Consider the following 20,727-nt stretch of genomic DNA (forward strand, 5'->3'; position numbering starts at 1 on the left):
CGCCGATGGTAGTGTGGGGTTTCCCCATGTGAGAGTAGGTCATCGTCAAGATTAAATTCCAAAACCCCTGTTTGCTAGCGCAAACAGGGGTTTTGTTTTGGGCGATCGAAAAGCAATTAAGCCCTGACAAATTTGCACAGTTATTTCTGAACCAGACCACTAGAATAGGTACCTAACCATTTTTAGAGTCAGAGCCCTATCTATGTCTGATCCGGTTGATACCCTTGAGGTGTCGGATTTACCACTGGACGACCTGGTGGCATGCCATGAGTGCGACTTGCTGATGCGCAAGCCAGCACTCGCCCTGGGCGAAAAAGCCCAATGCCCCCGCTGCGGCTACGAGTTGTACGCCCATCGCCATAACGTCGTTGAACGCAGCCTCGCCTTGGTGCTCGCCGCGCTGTTGCTGTACATCCCGGCGAACTTTTTACCGATCATGCAGCTCAATCTACTTGGGCAAACCTCTGAAGATACCGTCTGGAGCGGCGTCGTCGGCCTGTTCGATACTGGCATGCAAGGCGTCGCCGTCGTCGTCTTCCTGTGCAGCATGGGGATTCCCTTGCTCAAGCTGCTCTGCCAGTTGGCAGTCCTGCTCAGCATTCGCTGGAACATCGGTCGCAGCTACGGACTGCTGCTCTACCGTATCTATCACCACATGAAAGACTGGGGGATGCTGGAGGTCTACCTGATGGGTGTCTTGGTCGCGATTGTAAAACTCGCCGACATGGCCTCCATCACCGTCGGCCTGGGACTGGTCTGTTTCGTCAGCCTATTAATGGTTCAGGTACTACTTGAGGTGGTGATGTCGCCGCACCAGATCTGGCAAGCGCTGTCAGGAGAGGATGATCATGCGGGCGATTGATGCAGGCATTCTGATTTGTACCGAATGCCATGAGTTGAACAAACAAGACTCGGACACCGATGAACAAATCTGCACCCGTTGCGGCGCGCTGATCCACGCCCGTCGCCCGAACAGCCTCGCGCGTACGTGGGCGCTGCTGATCACGGCCGCTATCTTGTACATTCCCGCTAATCTGTTGCCGATCATGACCATCAACTCCCTCGGCCAGGGCGACCCGAGCACCATCATGGCCGGCGTGATCCAACTGGTGCAGCACGGCATGTTCCCCATTGCCGCCGTGGTGTTCATCGCCAGTATCCTGGTGCCGACGTTCAAGCTGGTCGGCATCGGTCTGCTACTGTTCTCGGTGCAGCGTCACCAGCCACTTTCCGCGCGACAGCGCATTGTGATGTACCGCTTTATCGAGTTCATTGGCCGTTGGTCCATGTTGGATATTTTCGTGATCGCCATCCTGGTGGCGGTTGTAAACTTTGGGCGGCTTGCCAGTGTCGAGGCCAATCTCGGCGCTGCGGCGTTCGCCAGTGTGGTGATCTTGACGATGCTTGCCGCAGTAACTTTTGATCCCCGACTGATTTGGGATAACACGGAGTCGGACGACGACCATGAGTGATTTGCCTAAAGCTAAAACCCGCCCGGCCTCCAACTGGTCGGCCATTTGGGTGCTTCCCCTGATTGCCCTGATCATCGGCGGCTGGCTGGGGTGGCGCGCCTATACCCAGCAGGGCATCGACATCCAGGTGCGCTTTGAGAGCGGCGAAGGTATCCAGGTCAACAAAACCGAAGTGGTCTACAAAGGTATGACCGTGGGGAAGGTCAAGGCCTTGGCCCTGGACGACGAAGGCAGTAATCGCGGGGTGATCGCCACCATCGAGATGAACAAGGACGTCGATCAGTACCTCAAGACCAACACCCGTTTCTGGCTGGTCAAGCCAAGCGTCAGCCTCGCCGGTATCACCGGTCTGGAGACCCTGGTTTCGGGCAACTACATCGCCGCCAGCCCAGGTGACGGTGAGCCCACACGCAAATTCAAGGCGCTCTCTGAAGAACCACCGCTATCGGACGCCAAGCCCGGCCTGCACCTGACGATCAAAGCCGACCGCCTCGGCTCGTTGAACCGAGGCAGCCCGGTGTTCTACAAGCAGATCCAGGTCGGCCAAGTCAAAAGCTACCTGCTCTCCGAGGATCAGAGCACCGTGGAAATCAAGGTCTACATCGAACCGACCTACGCCAGCCTGGTGCGTAAACACACGCGTTTCTGGAACGCCAGCGGCATCAGCATCGACGCCAACCTCTCCGGCGTGAAGGTGCGTAGCGAGTCGCTCTCCAGCATCGTCGCCGGCGGCATTGCCTTCGCTACCCCAGAGAACCGCAAGGACAGCCCGCCGACCGACCCGAGCCTGCCTTTCCGTTTGTACGAAGATTTTGACGCCGCCGCTGCCGGCATCAAGGTCAAGGTCAAGCTCACCGACTTCGAAGGCTTGCAGGCTGGTCGCACGCCGGTGATGTACAAAGGTATCCAGGTCGGCAGCCTGAAGACCCTGAAGATCGACCCGTCCCTGTCCAGTGCCAACGCCGAACTGACCCTCGACCCGCTGGCCGAAGACTATCTGGTGCAAGACACCCAATTCTGGGTAGTCAAACCGTCGATCTCCCTGGCCGGTATCACGGGCCTTGAAGCCTTGGTCAAAGGCAACTACATCGCCATCCGCCCCGGCGACAAAGGCAGCGCACCGCAACGCGAATTCGTCGCGCGTGCCAAGGCGCCGCCGCTGGACCTGCGCTCACCGGGCCTGCACATGGTGCTGTTCACCGACAACCTCGGCTCCCTGGACGTGGGCAGTCCGATTCTGTACAAGCAGGTCAAGGTCGGTTCGGTGCAGAGCTACCAGTTCTCGCGCAAGAACAAACAACTGGTGATCGGCGTACACATCGAGAAGGAATACGAAAACCTGGTCAACGGTTCCACGCGTTTCTGGAACGCCAGCGGCGTTACCCTGACCGGCGGCCTCACTGGTGGAATCCAGGTCAAGAGTGAGTCCCTGGCCAGCCTGATGGCCGGTGGCATTGCCTTCGAAACCCCGGAGCAGAACGTACCGCTGAAAAAACGCATTCCGCGTTTCCGCCTGTTCACCGACCGTGAGGCGGCCAATCAACACGGCACCTTGGTAACCATCAAGGTCGACCGTGCCGATGGCATGCGCCCAGGCACCCCAGTGCGTTTCAAAGGCCTGGATGTGGGCAAGATCGAAAGCGTCGACCTCAGCGCCGACATGCAGTCGGTGCTCCTCAGCGCGCGCATTACCCAAGTGGCGGATCGCATTGCGCGCGTCGGCAGCCAGTTCTGGGTGGTCAAACCTGAGCTGGGCCTGATGAAAACCTCCAACCTGGAAACCCTGGTCACCGGCCAATACATCGAAGTCCAGCCCGCAGTGAAGAACGCCGGCCCGCAAAAAAGCTTCGTGGCCTTGGACCAACCGCCAGAAGTCGTCCATCAAGAGGCCGGCCTGAGCCTCACCCTCAGCGCCGCCCGCCGTGGTTCGCTGAAGGAAGGCGTGCCAGTGACGTACCGTGAAGTGACGGTGGGTAAAGTCACCGGTTACGAACTGGGCCAGACCGCCGACCGCGTGCTGATCCACATTCTGATCGAGCCCAAGTACGCGCCACTGGTGCGCAGCGGCAGCCGTTTCTGGAACACCAGCGGCTTTGGTCTGGACTTTGGCCTGTTCAAGGGCGCGACGGTGCGTACCGAATCCCTGGAGACCCTGGTCGCCGGTGGTATCGCCTTCGCCACGCCAGACGGCGAGCGCATGGGCAATGCCGCGCTGGCACGGCAGACCTTCCCGCTGTTCGACAAGTTCGAGGATGAATGGCTGACCTGGGCACCGAAGATTCCACTCGGCAAGTAGACCGAGGCGCGGCCTTCGCGAGCAAGCCCGCTCTCACACCCGACCGCTTTCCAAAGGATGGACTCGGTCAAATGTGGGAGCGGGCTTGCCCGCGAAGAGGCCCGCACAGCCAACACAAAAAAAGGCCCCTGGATTCACACCCAGGGGCCTTTTCATTTCAGCTGAAAAAATCAGACCTCATCCAACTCCGGCTCATCGGCCTGCACATTCAGCGTCGCCTTCACCACATCGTGGCGACGGATGTACTTCCAATCCGCCTCGTCGATATAGATCCCGTTCGGCCCGCTGCCACCTTCCAGGTCAATCGCCACCTGGGCGGAAACCTGTGGCTTCACACTGGCCAGGATCGGCACAAAGCCCAACTGCAGACTGGTTTCCAGCAGCGCCGCCTGGTTCTTCTCATCGATGTCCGCCGCCTCGTCGAGGTAGTACGGCAAACGCACGCGCCCGGCCTGGTCGCGGTCCATCAAGTGCAGCAACAAATACATGTTGGTCAGCGCCTTGATGGTCATGGTGGTGCCGTTGGACGCCGCGCCATCGATGTCGGTGTGAATCACCGGCTGGCCATGCACCTTGGTGATCTCGAACGCCAGCTCGAACAAATCCTTGAGGCCCAACTGGTTATGGTTGGCGGCCACGAGGCGGGCCAGGTATTCCTTGGCCTCTTCGTTCTTGTTGTCTTGCTCGGCGCTCTGGCTCAGGTCGAACACCGACAGGGTTTCGCCTTCTTCATACTGACCGGCACTGTGGATGATCTGGTCGATATGCTTGAGCGCTTCCTTGTTCGGCGCCAGCACGATGCGGAAGCTCTGCAGGTTGGAGACCTGACGCTTGTTGATCTCGCGATTGAACAACGCCAACTGATGTTCGAGGCTGTCGTAGTCGCTGCGGATATTGCGCAGGGTCCGCGCAATATCGGTAACCGCCGCACGCCGCGCCTTGCCCAGGGTCAGCGCTTCATCGGTACGGTGCGCATAGGCGTTGATCAGCAGTTGCAGGCGACGCTCAACGTCATCCTCACTGTCGAACTTGGCGACGCCCTTGAGGCGCACCTGGGCATACAGCGCCTCGATCTGGCCATCGGCGCGCAGCAAGCCTTGCCAGCTGTCCTGATAGTCATTGAGCAGCGGCAACAGGTTGTCCATGGAGTCGTCGACCGGGTCCATGAACGGAGTGCCGAACGGCAAGTCCGCCGGCAACAACTGGCGACGACGCAGCGCGTCATCCAGCGTGCGTTGCTTGGCTTCCATATCGCCGATCTGACGACCGACCAATTGCAGCTTGGCCGACAGTTGCTGCACCCGTTCGGTAAACGCATCGCTGGAGCGTTTCAACTCATCCTGCGCCGCTTCCATTTGCGCCAGGTGTTCCAGCTTCTCGCCTTCTTCCGCACTCAGGGTCTGTGCGCGGCGGAAGTCTTCCAGGGCTTTCTGCGCATCCAGTACTTGCTGGTACAGCGCTTCGGTCTGGGTCTTGCTCGCCGCACGGTCGGAGGCCACGGCCTGCTGGGTTTTTAGTTGCTTGAGTTCTTTTTCCAGACGCTCTTTCTGGTCGCGCAACGCGGCGCGATCCGCCAGGGCCTGCAATGCCGGCGGTTCGATATGGGAGATGTCGATGGACAGCCCCGGCACTTCAAAGCGTTCACCCTTGAAGCCATCGAGGATCTGCTCCAGGGATTTGACCCACTGACCCTCCTCGTCCAGCGTGATGCCATGCTCGCCCAATGGCAGGCTGAACAACGAACTGTTGAACAGACGCATCAGACGCTCAACATCTTGCTGTGAGAATTCTTCGCGCAACTTGGCGTAGCTGTTGTTATCCGCGTGATCGAGCTGCTGCTTGACCGACTTCAAGCGCTTTTCCAGCTCGCGCAGGCGTTCGTCCAGATCCTCGGCGCTGAACTGCCGCGACTGCGCCAGGGCGCCCGCCAGTTCATCGTGGGCATCCTTGGCCGCGAGCAATTGCTGCTCCAGCACCTTCACATCATCGACCAGCGCAAAGCGATGCTTGAGCACCGACAGCTCGCCCAGCCAACGCTGGATACCACTGATTTCCCGCTCCAGGCGCATCAGCTCCTGGGTGCCGCCGCGCTGATCGTTCTGCAACGCGTCCTGTTCGCTGCGGTAGTGCTCGGCCTGGATGGTCAGCTCTTCCTTGCGCGCACTGGCGTAGTCCGACCAAGTGCCCAGCAACGAGTCCAGCAATGGCGACAGGCGATGCAGCTTGCCGCGCAATACATCGCGCTGGCGAACACCATTGGACAACGCCTCGACCAGCGGCCCGGCGGCGACCAGCGAGTTGTAGTCCTGCTCCATGCGTCGCACATCGCGGAAGGCTTCTTCGCACGCGGCGATGTAATCCACGCTGCCGGAACGCAGGCTGTGTTCGAAGGCATCGAGGAACAATTGCTTGAGCTTGGCCGCGGTGATTTCGCGCATGTGCAGCAGGTTGATAAACAGCGCGCGGAAGGTCTTCAGGCTCTGCTCGCTGGTGGAGCGCAGCGGAATCAGGGTCAGGTCCAGGGGGATCGACGTGTGGCCGCCCACCAGCAAGCGGCGTAGTTCATCGGGCTTGAGTTCGTAGGCTTTCAGGCCTTCGCGCTCCAGGTTGGTGAACAGTTCTTTCTGCCGCAGGCAGGTGTCGTTTTTCTGGTAGTGCGCCAGGTCCAGCTTGCCGGCGTAGGCAAAGAACTGGTGCCCGAAACCACCGCCCGGGCCGCGACCGACCACGCCGATCACGTGCGGGCCGTGGGGCAGGGACACTTCCACGAGGATGTAGCTGGTGTCGGTGGCGAAGTAGAAGCGCCGCGATTGTTCTAGGGTGTACTTGCCGAAGCTCATGTCTGACATGCGCGCCAGAATCGGGAACTGCAAGGCGTTGATCGACGCGGATTTACCCAGGTTGTTCGCGCCGTATACCGACAGCGGCTCTTCCAGCGGGAACAATCCCAGGCTGTAACCGGCGGTGTTCAATAGGGCGAAGCGGCGGATGCCGTAGCGTTCCTTACTCATGCGTCGGTCTCCTGTTCTTCGGCAATGGCACGGGCCAGGGCGTCTTCTTCGCTTTCTTCGGCAAAGTCGCTCAAGTCCAGCGGGTCATCGGTTTTCAGCAATTTCTCGTCGCTGTCTTCATCGATGATCACCGGCGCCGGCAGTGGCAATACGCTGTGGATGCTGGCCGCGAGGTCACGGTCCTGCTGCACCGACAGGCACACGTCGAGGAAACGGTGCATCGGCGGCAGGAAGCGATAGATGCCGTTGTCTTCGCTGGCAAAACCCAGCTGGGTCATGCGGCGCATGATCTTTTCTTCGAGTTCTTCCTGGGTCTGTACTTCGGCCTGGATAAACAGGTCACGGTACTTCTCCAGCAGCGACGGCAGTTCATCGCGGCCCAGGCTGCCACCGTCGAGCACGGCAATCGGGTCGCGGCCCTGGTCGGCCAAATGTTCGACGATGATGAAGGTGAACAACGCCAGGCGCTGCGCGGTCTTGTTGACCTGCGCGGCGGCCACGGCGGTGTCTGGCACGAAGTAGTAGAAGCCCCGCGTGTCGCACACCAGCTCAAAGCCCAGGGCCTTGAACAGCGTGCGGTACTGGTCCTGGAAGTTCGACAGTTGGGCGTACAGCTCCGGGTCGCGGCGGCTGACGTGGTAACCCTTGAACAGCTCGCGAAAGATCGGCGCCAGCTGGGACAGTTCGGATAGATCAAGATGCATGAGGTGTACTCGCAGAATGCTCGGCGGCGTCAGTACTGGCCGGGAGCAGGGCGAAGGAGCGCAGGCTGACCTGGTGCTCGGTGGTGTGGTAGTCGCGGCGTTCCAGGCGTTCGCGCTTGAAGCGTTTTTCGCGGGACAGGCGCGAGAACCAGTACAGCAATTCGTCGGTGGCACCGTCCGGTTCCTGCTCCAGCAGCCAGGTCATCAGGTCCGGCATCGGCAACGCGTCTTCGCAGCGCTCGAGCATTTCCTTGACCGTGCGCGGTGCACGTTGGGCGTCGCCCTTGTGGGATTTGTGCGCCTTGGGGAAGCGCGCCGGTTTCGGCTCGAAATTCGCCAGGGCGTAAACATAAGCCTCCACCTGGCTGGCACTGCCGAGGAAGGTGCTTTGCGGGCGGGTGAACATCGGCATCGCCGCCTGCGGCACGGCGTCCAGGCCCTTGCGGCGGATCGCTGACAGCGCCAGCGCCGCACCGCGGGTCACGGCGTTGTGCCGACGGGCTTCTTCGCGCAGTGGCAGCAGCAGCTCGCGCGCATGGCGCAAGGTCAGTTGGGCGCTGGTCTGCATTTCCAGGATGCGCGCGTGGGTGCGCAGCAGCATGTCGTCGTCCACCAGGTGGCCGAGACGCTGTTGCTCGGTGAGCAGGCGCAACAGCACGTTTTCGACCTTGCGCACGCCCTGTTCGAAGGCGCCATCGGCGTTCACCAGTTGGATCATCGGCTCGACGTATTCGTCCCAGGTCGCCAGGACCTCGGCATAACGCTGGCGCAACGGAATCTGCCGGTCGCTGGTCTTGGCGCGATCGGCTACGGCGGCGAGGGCCTGTTCGTCGTTGGCGAGCTTTTTCAGCACGTCCCGCACGCGCATATCCAGCAGGCGCAGTTGGCGGGCGAGGTCGTGGCCATCACGGATGTCGAAAGCGTCCTGGATGTACCCGGCCAGGCGTTCGAGATGGCGCAGGTAGGCTTCGATTTCCAGGCACAGGCCAAGCCGGTGCTCCTTGCGAAGATAAGCCAGGAAGTCGTGGATCTGCGCGTTGAGCTCGAAACGGTTCGGGCTTTTGGCGACAGGCACCAGGATGTCCAGGCGAATCCACACGTCCAGCAGGCTGGTGATGTCCTGTGGCGTGCTGTCCAGTTGTTGGGCGGCCAGTTGTGCGCGCAGCTCGGCAAGGCTCAGGGTGCCTTGGTCGAAGTGTTCGCACAGTGGCTCAAGTAAGGCCCAGTGTTCGGCGAGGGCGCGCAGGACGCGCTTGGGTTCGATCATGGGAATGGCCGGCTGGTTGGCGATGAAAAGTCGCGATTGTACTGCATCAGGCCGGGGATTTATCCACAGCCGGTCAGTACGCAGTGGGCGATTGTTGCCGAACAACGGTAGAATCGCCGCTCTTTAGTTATCCACAAGTGGCCGAGCTGTGCTTATCGAGTCCCGACGTCGCGCTTACTTGACCGCCATGCAGGTGGTCAACTGGCTGCCCCGCACCGAACTGCCGTTTGCCGCGCCGTCTCGGCCCGAGCTGCTGGAAGCGCTTGAGCCCTATGACGCATTCGAGTCTTCGGGCGAGGAGGCGGCTGCGCCGGTGGCGCTGGTCAAGCCCGAAGCGCCCGTGCGGCCTGCGGTGGAGCGTGCCAAGGTCGAAGTGCCGCGCCCGTCGCCGGTGACCAAGACGGTGGCGGCCGAAGCGCCTGCACCGGTGGTCAAGGCCCCGGTAGTGCCGCCGCCGCGTTTCGCCCTGCAACTGCTGCGGGCCGGGCGCTGCCTGCTGCTGGTGGAGTTGCCCACCGGCGAACGTTTCCAGACCCGCGACCCGGCCTACATGCTGCTCAAGGACATGCTGCGCGCCGCCGGCCTGCCCGACAGCCCGCAGATCGTCGGCGAGCCGGTACGCTGGCCGCTGCTGGTACGCGGCACCATGGACCAGGGCCCGGAAGCCGCGCGTGATTTTGTGCAAGGTTTTGTCTCGGCGCGCCTGGAAGACGAGCCCTGTGTGTGCCTTTGGCTGATCGGCGTGCCCGCCGTGCGTTTTGCCGGCGAAGCCAATGCCGAAGCCTGGTATCGCGAGCTGCAGGTTGAAGGCCTGGGCTCGGTATGGGCCCTGCCGGGCCTGGAATTATTAATGGAAGAGCCACAGCGTAAGGCTGATGTCTGGCAAGCCATGCGCCGGCTGATGGCGCGCTGGAAAACAACTGATGAGTGAGGCTTTATCCTTCCGCCCGATGACCGAGGCCGACCTCGACGCCGTGCTGAAAATCGAATACGCAGCGTTCAGCCATCCCTGGACCCGTGGGATCTTTCTTGACGGGCTGGGCAAGTACCAGATCTGGTTGATGTTCGAAGGCGAGCAGCAGGTGGGGCACGGCGTGGTGCAGATCATCCTTGATGAAGCGCATTTGCTGAATATCACCGTCAAGCCGGAAAACCAGGGCCGTGGCCTGGGCCTGGCGCTGCTGGAACACCTGATGTCGCGGGCGTATGCAGCCAGTGCGCGGGAGTGTTTCCTGGAAGTGCGGGACAGCAATACCGGCGCGTTTCGTCTGTACGAGCGTTATGGCTTCAACGAAATCGGCCGTCGCCGCGATTACTACCCCGCAGTGGGTGGGCGTGAGGACGCCGTTGTCATGGCCTGCACCCTGGTCGACTGAACACGACCCTCCAATGTGGAAGCGGGCTTTCTCGCGAAGGCGGTGGGTCAGTCGATGAATCGGTTGACTGACACTCCCTCTTCGCGAGCAAGCCCGCTCCCACATGGGTAACTGCGATGTGTCAGCGATTACCGTCTATTGGTTCGCGCTCGGCCTCGTCCAGCCGATTCCCCGCGTCAATCCCGTCCTCATCGACAATGCTCAAGTCGTATTCCGCCAGATTGCCCTTGTCATCTTCAACAGGCTCTGTAGGGCGTTGTGATTCAGTCATGGCCAATCCTCATACTGTGGGGCTTATAGTGTGTGGACAGGCGCACCACCCCAAAGATTCAAGCTTATTTGCGCCAGGCGTGACCCGGACGGGGGGTTGTCAGTCACAAAACTGCGCACCATTCCTGAGGCTTTCCCTGATGAACGAACTACAAGACCTGCTTGATAACAACGAACGCTGGGCGGATGCGATCAAACAGGAAGATCCCGAATTCTTCGCCAAGCTCGCCCGCCAGCAAACCCCGGAATACCTATGGATTGGTTGCTCCGACGCGCGCGTGCCAGCCAACGAGATTGTCGGCATGTTGCCGGGCGACCTGTTCGTCCACCGCAACGTGGCCAACGTGGTGCTGCACACCGACCTCAACTGCCTGTCGGTGATCCAGTACGCGGTGGACGTGCTCAAGGTCAAACACATCCTCGTCACCGGCCACTATGGCTGCGGCGGCGTGCGGGCGTCGATGCAAGACCGCCAGTTCGGCCTGATCGACGGCTGGCTGCGCACCATTCGTGACCTGTACTACGAAAACCGCGACGTGCTGGCCCAGTTGCCCACCGAAGAAGAGCGCGTGGATCGCATGTGCGAGCTGAACGTGATCCAGCAGGTGGCCAACGTCGGCCACACCAGCATCGTGCAAAACGCCTGGCACCGTGGGCAGAGCCTGTCGATCCATGGCTGCATCTATGGCATCAAGGATGGTCGCTGGAAGAGCTTGAACACCACCATCAGTGGTTTCGAGCAGTTGCCGCCGCAATATCGCCTGCGTCCGTTGGGCGAAGCCTAAGGTCGCTTGCGTTCGCGCCATTGGGCCATGAACGCCTGGCCTTCGGCGTTCAGCGGCTCATTGCGCCCGGTGATCCAGCCGCGGCAGTTCAACTCGCCACATTGGCAGGCGAACTGCCGGTACAACACGTCCTCGGTGTTGGCGTAATCCATCGTCAAGCGCTCGCCGGCCGCAATTTCCTGCAAGGTCCAGACTTCCAGGTAATGCAAATCGAGGAATACGTTCGGTTTGCAGGAGTGCGAGATCAGCCCGCAAAACCAGCAGTCGTACAGGTGGATGCGTGAAGACAGCTGCAAGGTATGCAGGCGTCGTTCGCTCAGGGCGTAGCCTGAGAGCTTGGCGATGCGTACACGACTGTCAAAGGCGACACGTGCCTTGATCCCGGCCGCTGTGCCATCAGCGTCGTGCACCACCTCGAACAGCTCGGTCGAGGGGTAGCCCGTGCCGAGGTGGGACTTGAAGGGGTAAAGGCAGTCGCTCGCAACGGTTTTAGCCTTATCCATGGCGCGAGTTTTCATAACTCTCCTGGGTTCGGCTGCATCGACCTGCGGGTAGTGGCTGACTTCCAGTCTTGCAGCGGATGGGTGCGCTCCAAGCGTCGCTCAACTTGGATCGGATTTCTACTGTCAACCTTGACAGTAGAAATCCCCCGTTGCCGGTACGACTTACAGCGCCGGGACCGTGATAGTAGGCGTTGGGGCGGGGTTCTTGAGCAGGCGCAGTTGCGCCTTGGTCGTCGGCGTGGCGCATTGGGCGTTGGCTTTTTCCGGGGTCAAGCCGCGCACGGAGGTGTAGAACAACTCGCAGGTCTGCTCCTTGCGCGTGACCTGCCAGGTGTTCATGCACGCCTTGAGCAACACATTCGGATCGCTCGCGGGCTTTTGCCCCATGCCCGCCTGCCAGCAGGCGGCGCTCAAGTCCTGGCCCATGACCTTCAAACCCGCCTCGTCGGCCTTCTGCTCGTTGCCGTCATAGGTCGCAGGGTCGGCCGCGTACCAGATGTAGCTCGGGTGGTTGGCGCCCAGCACCGCAACGGTTTCGCCGGCTTGCGGGCTGATCTGGGCCAGGCCCAGCACGGCCACGCTCTGCCCGTATTGTTGCTTGATCCAATTGCGCACCGGAGCGCCGAACGCCACCATCGGCAACGACCCTTTGGGCGACAGGCTCAGTTCCTTGACCATGCGCGTCTGATAATCGGTGAAGTAGCTGTAGACGCCTTCCAGATCCTTGCCTGCGTTGGACGGCGCGGCGATCGGCGCGATGTCGATGATGGTCTGGTAGGCCGGCGTTTCGGTGGCCGGGATACCGTTGTCGGTGAGCAGCGCGGCCCAGCGGTCGGTGGTACTGGATTCCAGGTAATCCTGGGCCTGGGTCAGCGAGTAGTCCGGCGGGAAGTGCAGCAGCTCGATGCTCTTGCGGTTTTCCAGGGCCATGCCCAGCGGCAGGAACAAATACCAGTTGTAGGCCCACTTGCCGTCGCTGTTGAGCTTGCTGGCGCCTTGGTAGGCCAGGTCGGCGGTGTTGAGTAGCGTCTTCAGGGGCTGGCCGTAATCTTCGGGCACACCGCTGAAGGTCGCGACAACCTGGCCGTCGTGGTTCTTCACGCTGACCTTGGCCCTGCTGTAACCGTCCCGCTGCAGGCTCTGGTTCAGATAATGCTCGGCCGTCTGCTCCAGCGACCAGGGCCGAAAGCAGATCACGTTGCAGTTATTGGGGAACGCGAACAGCTGAGTGACACGTTGCGTGCTGCCCAGCGGTACTTCGACGTCGGCCTGTACGACCGCACTGGCCATCAGTGCGGCCAGGGTGAGGGACAACCTGGTCGGTTTGAACATGTGTGATTCCTTGTCAGCGAAAGCCCGTCTGCGCGGGATGAAAGCCCACTTCCACACAGTAGCGGCTGACCAGGAAAACCGCGTGCTAAATCGCCGGGCATGTCGTTATTGGATAAGAAAACCTACAGGTTGAACTGCAAGGCGTTGCTCAAGTCACCCATGGGCTTCTGGCCGCGGGCGATCATGGCGTCATCACGCTGCTTGAGGCCATCGAGGGTTTCCAGCTGGAACACCCGGGTGATCAGGCGCAGGATCGACGCCGTGTCGTACACCGTGTGATCCACCGTGCCCTTGCGTGCAAACGGCGACACCACCAACGCCGGAATCCGCGTGCCAGGGCCCCAGCGGTCGCCCTTGGGCGGCGCGACGTGGTCCCACCAGCCGCCGTTTTCATCAACGGTGACGACCACTACCATGTTTTTCCACTGCGGGCTCTCTTGCAGCACCTTCAAGGCGCGGGCGATATGGCGGTCGCCGGAGGCTATGTCGGCGTAACCGGCGTGCATGTTCAGGTTGCCCTGGGGTTTGTAGAAGGTCACGGCAGGCAGCTTGCCGGCTTGGGCGTCGGCGAAAAACGTGTTGGTGCTGGACTCATCGCCCAAACCGCCATCACGCAGGCGCTTGTCCCGTTCGGCACGGTTTTGCGGCCCTTGTTGCTTGAAGTAGTTGAACGGCTGGTGGTGATACTGGAAGTTCGGGATCTTGGGGATACCCCCCGAGTCCTTGAACTGGTCCAGCGTCGCCTGCCATGCACCGGCATACCAGGCCCAGTCGACGTTCTTTTTCGACAGCTTGTCGCCGATGTGTTCGTGGGTTTGCGGCACCAGCACGTTGGGCAGGTCGGCCTTGGCGTAGTCCGGGTTTTGCGGGTCGCGAATCCAGGTCGGCCAGTAGGGCGGGGCGAGGGTGTTGACCCCATAACCGTCCGGGGTCAGCGCGCTGGGGCCGAACTGCGGCGCGCCGGTCATGGCGCTGGCTGGGGACTTGTCCAGGGGCTTGAGGCGTGTGTCGGTGGGGTCATCGCTTTGCAGGGTGGCGATCTGTGCCTTGGCCACCGACTGCGCGGCGTTCGGGTAAAACGGCGCGGTGGCGCTGATCAGGTACTGGTGGTTGAGGAACGAGCCACCAAACGCGCCCTGGAAGAAGTTATCGCAGAGCACAAACTCCTTGGCCACGTCCCACAGGCGCAGGGAATAACGGCTCTGGGCGTAATACCCCATCACCAGCCCGCCGGAATCGCCCCAGGCGACAAAGTTGTCGTTCTTGCCGCCATTGATCTGCATCTGGTTCTGGTAGAACACGTGCCACAAGTCGCGGGTCACCAGGCCCAAGGGCAGGTCTTCAGCGTTCGGGCCCTTGAGCGCGAACGGCGCATTGGGCAGGCCCTGCTGGAATTGCACTTCGCTGGGGTACGTCACCCCGTCGACGCTTTGCGGGCCGACTTGCAACACGCCGCCCCAGACCGCAGGCAGGGTGGTCAGCAGGCTGCCGTCGCGGTCGCGTTGCTGCGCGTCGGCAGGCTTGAGCGCCGACAGCGGTTTCTCAACGCCGGGGAAATCTGCAAACAGGTTGTTGAAGCTGCGGTTCTCGGCGTAGATCACCACCACGGTTTTCACCTGGTCGTGCAAGGCCTTGTCCAGCTCCTGCGGTGTAAGTGGTCGCGCCGTCGGCTTGCCCGGGGCCTCGCTGGGATTGCCGCAGGCACTCAAGGTCGCGCCTACCCCCAGCACCGCCGCGCCCCCCAGGAAGCGCCGACGGCTGCTGTCTACTGGCGCTTGGGCGGTGGAATCGGGGGAGGGGCGGTCTTCGTGCTCATCACTCATTGCGGGGAGTCCTTGCTGGCGAAATGTTGCAAGATATTTCGCAGGACGGTAGCAATGCAATGTGACGGAACGAAGACAGGAGGTTACGTCAGAAGGTCACAGCAGGCGCAGTGCCAGTTGGCTGCCGGCGCGCAAATACTCCACCTGGGCCGTCAGTGCATCCTTGACGATTGCCTCGCCGGTGTCGGTCAGCTTGGCTTTTTTGGCGTCGATGACACTGGTCTGCAATAGCTGCATCGTCACGTCCATCGCTTTCTGGAAGGCCGTCACGTTGTTGTGCAGGCCAAACTCCTTGATAACGGCCGCCATGCGGCGATCAGCATCGTCGCGCAGGGCCCTGTACTCGACGAACGAAACGTTGTCGTCCTTGTAAATATCGTTGATCAACTCTTCCAGTGATTTGGACAGGGGCGTCATCGGATTTTCCTTGGTGGTTCGTGAGAGGGAAGCCGAGTCAGGTTAATCAAAGGTGCTGGCGAAAGGAGTCAGGGGAGGGCATCGCCTGAAGTAGGACAACCCCACGCGTCTAATCAGAAAGGTGTTGCTTCACGCCGCAAGCCAGAAGCCCGCCACTTGAAGTGCGCTGCCAACCTTGCGACTGCGCCCATCGGCAAGGGAATGCAGTTATCTCCATCGATCCATGGGGAAAACAAATACATCTTGCGCGATTGCCATCATCCCGCCCAGCTCATAACCTGCACGCCATTTTGTTTGTCTGCCGAGCCTCACCATGACTGCCATCCTTTCCTCCCAGGCGCAGCGTTTTTCCCGCTCCGACTACAAAACCCTGGGCCTGGCCGCTCTGGGCGGCGCCTTGGAGATCTACGATTTCATCATCTTCGTATTCTTCGCGCTGACCCTCAGCCAACTGTTTTTCCCGCCAGAAATGCCCGAATGGCTGCGCCTGCTGCAAAGTTTCGGAATTTTCGTCACCGGCTACCTGGCGCGTCCGCTGGGCGGCATCTTGATGGCACATTTCGCCGACCACCTAGGACGCAAGCGCGTATTCAGCTTGAGCATCCTGATGATGGCGCTGCCGTGCCTGCTGATCGGGATCATGCCGACCTACGCGCAAATCGGTTATTTCGCACCGCTGATCCTGCTGTTTCTACGGGTGCTCCAAGGTGCCGCCGTGGGCGGCGAAGTGCCCAGTGCCTGGACCTTCGTCGCGGAACACGCGCCGCCCCATCACCGTGGCTATGCGTTGGGCTTTCTGCAAGCCGGGCTGACTTTCGGCTACCTGCTTGGCGCGCTGACCGCCACACTGCTGGCGCAAATATTCACGTCTGCCGAGATCCTCGACTACGCCTGGCGTTTCCCCTTCCTGCTCGGCGGTGTGTTCGGCGTGATCGGGGTGTGGCTACGCCGCTGGCTCAGCGAAACCCCGGTGTTCCTCGAAATGCAGGCCCGCCGCCATGCCGCCGCCGAACTGCCGCTGCGTACCGTGCTGCGTGACCATCGCGCCGTGCTGCTGCCGGCGATGATCCTCACCTGCGTGCTCACCTCCGCCGTGGTCGTCCTCGTCGTCATCACCCCGACCATGATGCAGAAAACCTTCGGCATGAGTCCCAGCCATACCTTTGCATTGAGCGCGCTGGGCATCGTCTTCCTCAACATCGGCTGCGTCCTCGCCGGTCTGCTGGTGGACCGCATCGGTGCCTGGCGCGCAGTGCTGGTCTACAGCCTGCTGCTGCCAGTGGGTATTGCCGTGCTGTATGCCAGCCTGATCAACGGCGGCATCTGGCTCGGCGCGGCGTACGCCGTGGCGGGCTTGAGTTGCGGGGTGGTCGGCGCGGTGCCGTCGGTGATGGTCGGCTTGTTTCCGGCGCCGGTGCGGGTCTCGGGGATCTCCTTTACCTACAACATTGCCTACGCGCTGTGGGCAAGCACCACGCCGCTGCTGTTGATTGCACTGATGCCGACGAGCCCGTGGATTTGCGTGGGCTATTGCGTGGTGATGGGCGCGGTGGGCGTGGGGAGTGTGGCGCTGTTCGGTAAGCGCCACACCTTGGCGAGCTGAGGATCAGGTCAGAAAGTGCCAGAGCAGCAGCGTACCGATCAAACCGACAACGGACACAATCGTCTGCAACACCGACCACACCCAAATCGTCTGTTTCAACTGCAAGCCGAAATACTCACGCACCATCCAGAACCCGGCATCGTTCACATGGCAAAAGAACACCGAGCCCGCGCCAATCGCCAGCGCTACCAGTGAGCTCTGTGTCGCTGCCAACCCCGCCATCATCGGCGCGAGAATGCCCGCCGTGGTGGTCGTGGCAACCGTCGCCGAGCCGGTGGCCTGACGCAACGCCACGGCGATCAGCCAGGCCAGCAGCAGGTACGGCATGTGCGCACCTTCGGCGACCTTGCTGATGGTCTGGCTCACGCCCGCATCCAGCAGGGTCTGCTTGAGGCCGCCGCCGGCGCCGATGGTCAGTAGCAATACGGCGATGGGCGCGAGGGCTTTGCGCAGGGTGTTGCCCACTTCCGCACGGGGCATGCCGGCGGCCCTGCCCAGGCAGATCACGGCGGCGATCACCGCGAGGCCGAGGGCGATCAGCGGTTCGCCGAGGAATTTCAGGGCCAGGCCAACGGTACTTTGCGCAGGCAGCGCGACTTTGGCCAAGGTGCTGCCCAGCATCAAAATCACCGGCAACAAAATGATCAGCAATGACACCGCAAAGCCCGGCTGGCGCGGCGCCTTGGGCGGGGCGCTGAAGAGTGCGCCGATGTCGGCCGGCTCATCCACGTGCAGGCGTCTGGACAGCCAGTTGCCGTAGATCGGCCCCGCCAGGATCACTGCCGGCATCGCCAGGCAAAAACCCAGCAACATGGTCAGCCCCAGGTCGGCGTGCAGCGCGCCCACCGCAATCAGCGGCCCTGGATGGGGTGGCATCAGCGCGTGCAGGGTGGTCATGCCCGCCAGTGCCGGGATGGCGATTTTCAGCAGTGGCTGGTTCGAGCGCTTGGCCATCACAAAAATGATCGGCACCATCATTACCAGGCCCACTTCAAAGAACAGCGGCAAGCCAATCACCATCGCCACCAGCGCCATTACCCAGGGCAATGATGATCCCGGCTTCACCCAGGATCGCCCCCGCGCCTTTGCTGAACGCCTTGGCGACCTCCTCCGGCGGCAACCCGGCACCGACCCCGGCAATAAAGGTGCCGATCAGAATCGCCAGGAACGGCGGCAGTTTGGTCGCGCTGATCAGCACGATGATGCTGGCGATGGCCAGCAAGACGCAGAGCATGAGGCGGGTGTCATGAACCATCCACGCGGCAGTCGATAACTCCAAGACGGGACTCCTTATCGAACAGGTTGGGAAAATTGTTTCTTTTTGTTTCATGCTCAAAAAGCATACCTGATCCCGCGCTGATCCAGTGCCCATGTGCCGTTTTGGTGCGACCTGCGGCCCCCGCCCAAAGTGCCAGCCCAGAGCCATTGCTGTCGGATTTGTAATCTTGTCTCCACCGCTCTGATAAGTCGCGAGCGCTACATTCCAGCCGCTTGTACTTCATGGGCGTGGAACTCTCGTTATGCCAATTTCCGTTAAACATCTGCTGGGGGCGACGTTGTTGTGGGTGGCTGCCAATAGTGCCCAAGCGCAAACCCTCACCCTCGATTCCGCCTTGCAGAATGCCTTCGCCAACCACCCTGACCTCGCCGCTGCGCAGTGGGACATCGATATCGCCGAGGGCGGCCGCCAGCAGGCCGCGCTGATACCCAACCCCGTGCTTTCCGTGGATGCCGAAGACACCCGCCGTGACACGCGCACCACCAGCGTCAAACTCAGCCAGACCCTGGAGTTGGGCGGCAAGCGCGGCGCGCGTATCGATGTGGCTACTCGTGCTCAGGACGCCGCCGCACTGACTCTGGAACAGCGCCGCAACACCCTGCGCGCCGACGTGATCGACAGTTACTACGGCGCCCTGCGCGCCCAGGAGCGCCTTGACCTCGCGCAGCGCTCCCTGAAGCTGGCCGAACGTGGCCTGGTGGTCGCCAACGGTCGCGTGACGGCGGGCAAAACCTCGCCGGTGGAAGCCACCCGCGCCCAGGTGCAAGTGTCGCAAATCCGCCTCGAATTCAACCGTGCACAGATGGGCCTCAACGATGCCTATCGCCGCTTGGCCGCCAGCACCGGCAGCGCCGTCGTCGATTTCCAGGGTGTCGCCACGCAAAACCTGCCGTTGCCTCCCGCCGCCCAGTTGCTGGCGCGCCTTGAACAGACGGCCGAACTGCGCCTGGCCGAATTGCAGATCCTGCACAGCGAAGCCAGCGTCGGCCTGGAAAAAGCCCAGCGCATCCCCGACCTCGACGTGTCGATCGGCAGCCAATACGACGCTGGCGCGCGTGAGCGGGTCAACCTGGTCGGCCTGTCGATGCCGCTCCCGCTGTTCAACCGCAACCAGGGCAACGTGCTCGCCGCCAGTCGTCGCGCCGACCAGGCCCGCGACCTGCGCAACGCCACCGAACTGCGCCTGCGCACCGAAACCCGCCAGGCCCTGGACCTGTGGCAAACCGCCGATAGCGAAGTGCGCACGTTCAACCAGCAGATCCTGCCCGCCGCCCAAAGCGCGGTGGACAGCGCCACCCGTGGTTTCGAGATGGGCAAGTTCAACTTCCTCGATGTCCTCGACGCCCAGCGCACGCTGATTGCCGCTCGCACCCAATACCTCGCCGCCACGGCCCAGGCCACGGAGGCCTGGGTGCGCATCGAACGGATCTACGGCGACCTCACCCGTCTTTGATTTTTCCTGGAGCTTTCTATGAACCACAAACATGGCGTAGCGCTCGCCGTCGCCTTGAGCCTGCTGCTGTGCAGTGTTGCCAAGGCCGCTGAAGAAGAAGGCGAACTTGAACTCACCGAGCAGCAGATCCAGGCCGCCGGCATTCAACTGGCCCAGGCCCAACCGCGCTCGCTCAGCACGCTGCTGACCGTGCCGGCAGAGGTGCGTTTCGACGAGGACCGCACCTCGCACATCGTCCCGCGTACGGCGGGCGTGGTGGAGTCGGTGCAGGTCAATCTCGGCCAGTCGGTAAAAAAGGGTGAGCTGTTGGCGGTGATCGCCAGCCAGCAGATTTCCGACCTGCGCAGTGAACTGGCCGCCAGCCAACGCCGGGTCGAACTGGCCCGCACCACCTTCCAGCGTGAGCGTCAGTTGTGGCAGGACAAAATCTCTGCCGAACAGGACTACCTGCTGGCACGCCAAAGCCTACAGGAAGCCGAAATCGCCCTGAACAACGCCCGTCAGAAGATGAGCGCCCTGAGTGGCAGCGCCGTACTCGTCGGAGGAAATCGCTACGAATTGCGCGCGCCATTTGCCGGTGTGGTGGTGGAAAAACACCTCGGCGTCGGTGAGGTGGTCAGCGAAACCAGCAACGCCTTCACCCTGTCGGACCTGTCCCAGGTGTGGGTCACCTTTGGTGTGTTTCCCAAAGACCTGAACAAGGTCCGCGTCGGCAAACCCGTCAAGGTCAGCTCCAGCGAAATGGGCACCGAAGTCCGTGGCACCGTGGCCTACGTCGGTAATCTGCTCGGCGAACAGACGCGCACCGCCACCGTTCGCGTCAGCGTGCCGAACCCCGACGATGCCTGGCGCCCCGGCTTGTTTGTCAGCGTGCAACTGGCCACCGAGAGCTTCCAGGCGCCGGTCAGCGTGCCCGAGGCGGCGATCCAGACCGTCGAGGACAAACCCTCGGTGTTCGAGCGCACCGAACACGGGTTCGTCACCCGCCATCTTGAACTCGGTGTCAGCGAAAACGGCTACGTCGAAGTGCGAAAAGGCCTGGAAGCCGGTGCGCAAGTGGCGACGGTTGGCAGCTTCATCCTCAAGTCCGAGCTGGGCAAGGGCTCCGCCGAGCACGCCCATTGATCCTGCGAGTG

Annotated in this window: 17 protein-coding genes and 1 pseudogene; 9 read left to right on the forward strand and 9 right to left on the reverse strand. The window is 61.7% G+C overall.

Features of this window, described 5'->3' with window-relative positions; translation table 11 throughout:
- Positions 1 to 202 precede the first annotated feature (202 nt).
- Genes OPU96_RS17220 through OPU96_RS17230 form a run of 3 tightly spaced genes read left to right on the forward strand, consistent with a single transcriptional unit; the run spans position 203 to position 3,768 of the window.
- Positions 203 to 862: a paraquat-inducible protein A gene (locus OPU96_RS17220; RefSeq protein ID WP_192301268.1), complete on the forward strand. Its 660-nt coding sequence runs from the start codon at positions 203 to 205 to the stop codon at positions 860 to 862.
- Positions 849 to 1,472: a paraquat-inducible protein A gene (locus OPU96_RS17225; protein ID WP_192301269.1), complete on the forward strand. Its 624-nt coding sequence runs from the start codon at positions 849 to 851 to the stop codon at positions 1,470 to 1,472. The genes OPU96_RS17220 and OPU96_RS17225 overlap by 14 nt, the downstream gene beginning before the upstream one ends.
- Positions 1,465 to 3,768, forward strand: a complete 2,304-nt coding sequence (locus OPU96_RS17230) for a PqiB family protein (protein ID WP_192301270.1) — start codon at positions 1,465 to 1,467, stop codon at positions 3,766 to 3,768. The genes OPU96_RS17225 and OPU96_RS17230 overlap by 8 nt, the downstream gene beginning before the upstream one ends.
- A gap of 170 nt (positions 3,769 to 3,938) precedes the next feature.
- Here OPU96_RS17230 and mksF read toward each other — a convergent pair whose 3' ends face one another.
- From mksF to mksB, 3 genes are read right to left on the reverse strand one after another with little or no spacing between them, the layout of a single operon-like run.
- Complete coding sequence (gene mksF, locus OPU96_RS17235; protein WP_498559399.1) at positions 3,939 to 6,779, reverse strand: Mks condensin complex protein MksF; 2,841 nt, start codon at positions 6,777 to 6,779, stop codon at positions 3,939 to 3,941.
- Positions 6,776 to 7,483, reverse strand: a complete 708-nt coding sequence (gene mksE / locus OPU96_RS17240) for an Mks condensin complex protein MksE (RefSeq protein WP_192297830.1) — start codon at positions 7,481 to 7,483, stop codon at positions 6,776 to 6,778. Before mksE ends, mksF begins: the two co-directional genes overlap by 4 nt.
- Positions 7,473 to 8,750 (reverse strand): Mks condensin complex protein MksB, encoded by a 1,278-nt coding sequence (mksB, locus tag OPU96_RS17245; RefSeq protein WP_192297829.1) that lies wholly within the window; start codon positions 8,748 to 8,750, stop codon positions 7,473 to 7,475. Before mksB ends, mksE begins: the two co-directional genes overlap by 11 nt.
- A 187-nt stretch (positions 8,751 to 8,937) precedes the next feature.
- On the opposite strand from mksB, the gene OPU96_RS17250 reads away from it, so the two are divergent.
- On the forward strand, positions 8,938 to 9,681 hold the full coding sequence (locus tag OPU96_RS17250; RefSeq protein ID WP_498559428.1) for an energy transducer TonB: 744 nt from the start codon (positions 8,938 to 8,940) through the stop codon (positions 9,679 to 9,681).
- Complete coding sequence (rimI, locus tag OPU96_RS17255; protein ID WP_005784514.1) at positions 9,674 to 10,126, forward strand: ribosomal protein S18-alanine N-acetyltransferase; 453 nt, start codon at positions 9,674 to 9,676, stop codon at positions 10,124 to 10,126. The genes OPU96_RS17250 and rimI overlap by 8 nt, the downstream gene beginning before the upstream one ends.
- A gap of 121 nt (positions 10,127 to 10,247) precedes the next feature.
- Here the strand turns inward: rimI and OPU96_RS17260 are convergent, their stop codons facing one another.
- Complete coding sequence (locus tag OPU96_RS17260; protein WP_498559400.1) at positions 10,248 to 10,397, reverse strand: hypothetical protein; 150 nt, start codon at positions 10,395 to 10,397, stop codon at positions 10,248 to 10,250.
- 139 nt (positions 10,398 to 10,536) lie between these two features.
- On the opposite strand from OPU96_RS17260, the gene can reads away from it, so the two are divergent.
- Positions 10,537 to 11,181 (forward strand): carbonate dehydratase, encoded by a 645-nt coding sequence (can, locus tag OPU96_RS17265; protein ID WP_003188288.1) that lies wholly within the window; start codon positions 10,537 to 10,539, stop codon positions 11,179 to 11,181.
- Here the strand turns inward: can and OPU96_RS17270 are convergent.
- The 4 genes from OPU96_RS17270 to OPU96_RS17285 form a co-directional block, all read right to left on the reverse strand.
- Positions 11,178 to 11,699: an SET domain-containing protein-lysine N-methyltransferase gene (locus OPU96_RS17270; protein WP_226456590.1), complete on the reverse strand. Its 522-nt coding sequence runs from the start codon at positions 11,697 to 11,699 to the stop codon at positions 11,178 to 11,180. The two genes, can and OPU96_RS17270, sit on opposite strands and share 4 nt — an antisense overlap.
- 147 nt (positions 11,700 to 11,846) lie before the next feature.
- The gene (locus OPU96_RS17275; RefSeq protein WP_192297826.1) at positions 11,847 to 13,016 is read right to left on the reverse strand and encodes a hypothetical protein; all 1,170 of its coding nucleotides are present in this window, start codon (positions 13,014 to 13,016) and stop codon (positions 11,847 to 11,849) included.
- A 122-nt stretch (positions 13,017 to 13,138) separates the two neighbouring features.
- Positions 13,139 to 14,839: an acid phosphatase gene (locus OPU96_RS17280; protein WP_498559401.1), complete on the reverse strand. Its 1,701-nt coding sequence runs from the start codon at positions 14,837 to 14,839 to the stop codon at positions 13,139 to 13,141.
- 96 nt (positions 14,840 to 14,935) lie between these two features.
- On the reverse strand, positions 14,936 to 15,256 hold the full coding sequence (locus OPU96_RS17285; protein ID WP_192297824.1) for a hypothetical protein: 321 nt from the start codon (positions 15,254 to 15,256) through the stop codon (positions 14,936 to 14,938).
- Positions 15,257 to 15,569: 313 nt separating this feature from the next.
- Between OPU96_RS17285 and OPU96_RS17290 the strand changes: the two genes are divergently transcribed.
- Positions 15,570 to 16,859: an MFS transporter gene (locus OPU96_RS17290; RefSeq protein WP_226456585.1), complete on the forward strand. Its 1,290-nt coding sequence runs from the start codon at positions 15,570 to 15,572 to the stop codon at positions 16,857 to 16,859.
- Positions 16,860 to 16,862: 3 nt separating this feature from the next.
- On the opposite strand, the pseudogene OPU96_RS17295 reads toward OPU96_RS17290, so the two are convergent.
- Positions 16,863 to 18,138: pseudogene (locus OPU96_RS17295) on the reverse strand (GntT/GntP/DsdX family permease).
- Between the two features lie 241 nt (positions 18,139 to 18,379).
- On the opposite strand from OPU96_RS17295, the gene OPU96_RS17300 reads away from it, so the two are divergent.
- Both OPU96_RS17300 and OPU96_RS17305 read left to right on the forward strand, forming a co-directional pair.
- Positions 18,380 to 19,591 (forward strand): TolC family protein, encoded by a 1,212-nt coding sequence (locus tag OPU96_RS17300; protein ID WP_498559402.1) that lies wholly within the window; start codon positions 18,380 to 18,382, stop codon positions 19,589 to 19,591.
- A gap of 18 nt (positions 19,592 to 19,609) precedes the next feature.
- Entirely contained in the window at positions 19,610 to 20,716 is a 1,107-nt protein-coding gene (locus OPU96_RS17305) for an efflux RND transporter periplasmic adaptor subunit (protein ID WP_498559403.1), read from the forward strand.
- Positions 20,717 to 20,727 lie beyond the last annotated feature (11 nt).

The organism is Pseudomonas sp. RP-B7 (genome assembly GCF_059803535.1).

What these genes read in the sequence shown, in the direction of transcription:
- OPU96_RS17220 (WP_192301268.1), top strand. Translation starts at nt 203, where the DNA reads ATGTCTGATCCGGTTGATACCCTTGAGGTGTCGGATTTACCACTGGAC.
- OPU96_RS17225 (WP_192301269.1), top strand. Translation starts at nt 849, where the DNA reads ATGCGGGCGATTGATGCAGGCATTCTGATTTGTACCGAATGCCATGAG.
- OPU96_RS17230 (WP_192301270.1), top strand. Translation starts at nt 1,465, where the DNA reads ATGAGTGATTTGCCTAAAGCTAAAACCCGCCCGGCCTCCAACTGGTCG.
- mksF (WP_498559399.1), bottom strand. Translation starts at nt 6,779, where the DNA reads ATGAGTAAGGAACGCTACGGCATCCGCCGCTTCGCCCTATTGAACACC.
- mksE (WP_192297830.1), bottom strand. Translation starts at nt 7,483, where the DNA reads ATGCATCTTGATCTATCCGAACTGTCCCAGCTGGCGCCGATCTTTCGC.
- mksB (WP_192297829.1), bottom strand. Translation starts at nt 8,750, where the DNA reads ATGATCGAACCCAAGCGCGTCCTGCGCGCCCTCGCCGAACACTGGGCC.
- OPU96_RS17250 (WP_498559428.1), top strand. Translation starts at nt 8,938, where the DNA reads ATGCAGGTGGTCAACTGGCTGCCCCGCACCGAACTGCCGTTTGCCGCG.
- rimI (WP_005784514.1), top strand. Translation starts at nt 9,674, where the DNA reads ATGAGTGAGGCTTTATCCTTCCGCCCGATGACCGAGGCCGACCTCGAC.
- OPU96_RS17260 (WP_498559400.1), bottom strand. Translation starts at nt 10,397, where the DNA reads ATGACTGAATCACAACGCCCTACAGAGCCTGTTGAAGATGACAAGGGC.
- can (WP_003188288.1), top strand. Translation starts at nt 10,537, where the DNA reads ATGAACGAACTACAAGACCTGCTTGATAACAACGAACGCTGGGCGGAT.
- OPU96_RS17270 (WP_226456590.1), bottom strand. Translation starts at nt 11,699, where the DNA reads ATGAAAACTCGCGCCATGGATAAGGCTAAAACCGTTGCGAGCGACTGC.
- OPU96_RS17275 (WP_192297826.1), bottom strand. Translation starts at nt 13,016, where the DNA reads ATGTTCAAACCGACCAGGTTGTCCCTCACCCTGGCCGCACTGATGGCC.
- OPU96_RS17280 (WP_498559401.1), bottom strand. Translation starts at nt 14,839, where the DNA reads ATGAGTGATGAGCACGAAGACCGCCCCTCCCCCGATTCCACCGCCCAA.
- OPU96_RS17285 (WP_192297824.1), bottom strand. Translation starts at nt 15,256, where the DNA reads ATGACGCCCCTGTCCAAATCACTGGAAGAGTTGATCAACGATATTTAC.
- OPU96_RS17290 (WP_226456585.1), top strand. Translation starts at nt 15,570, where the DNA reads ATGACTGCCATCCTTTCCTCCCAGGCGCAGCGTTTTTCCCGCTCCGAC.
- OPU96_RS17300 (WP_498559402.1), top strand. Translation starts at nt 18,380, where the DNA reads ATGCCAATTTCCGTTAAACATCTGCTGGGGGCGACGTTGTTGTGGGTG.
- OPU96_RS17305 (WP_498559403.1), top strand. Translation starts at nt 19,610, where the DNA reads ATGAACCACAAACATGGCGTAGCGCTCGCCGTCGCCTTGAGCCTGCTG.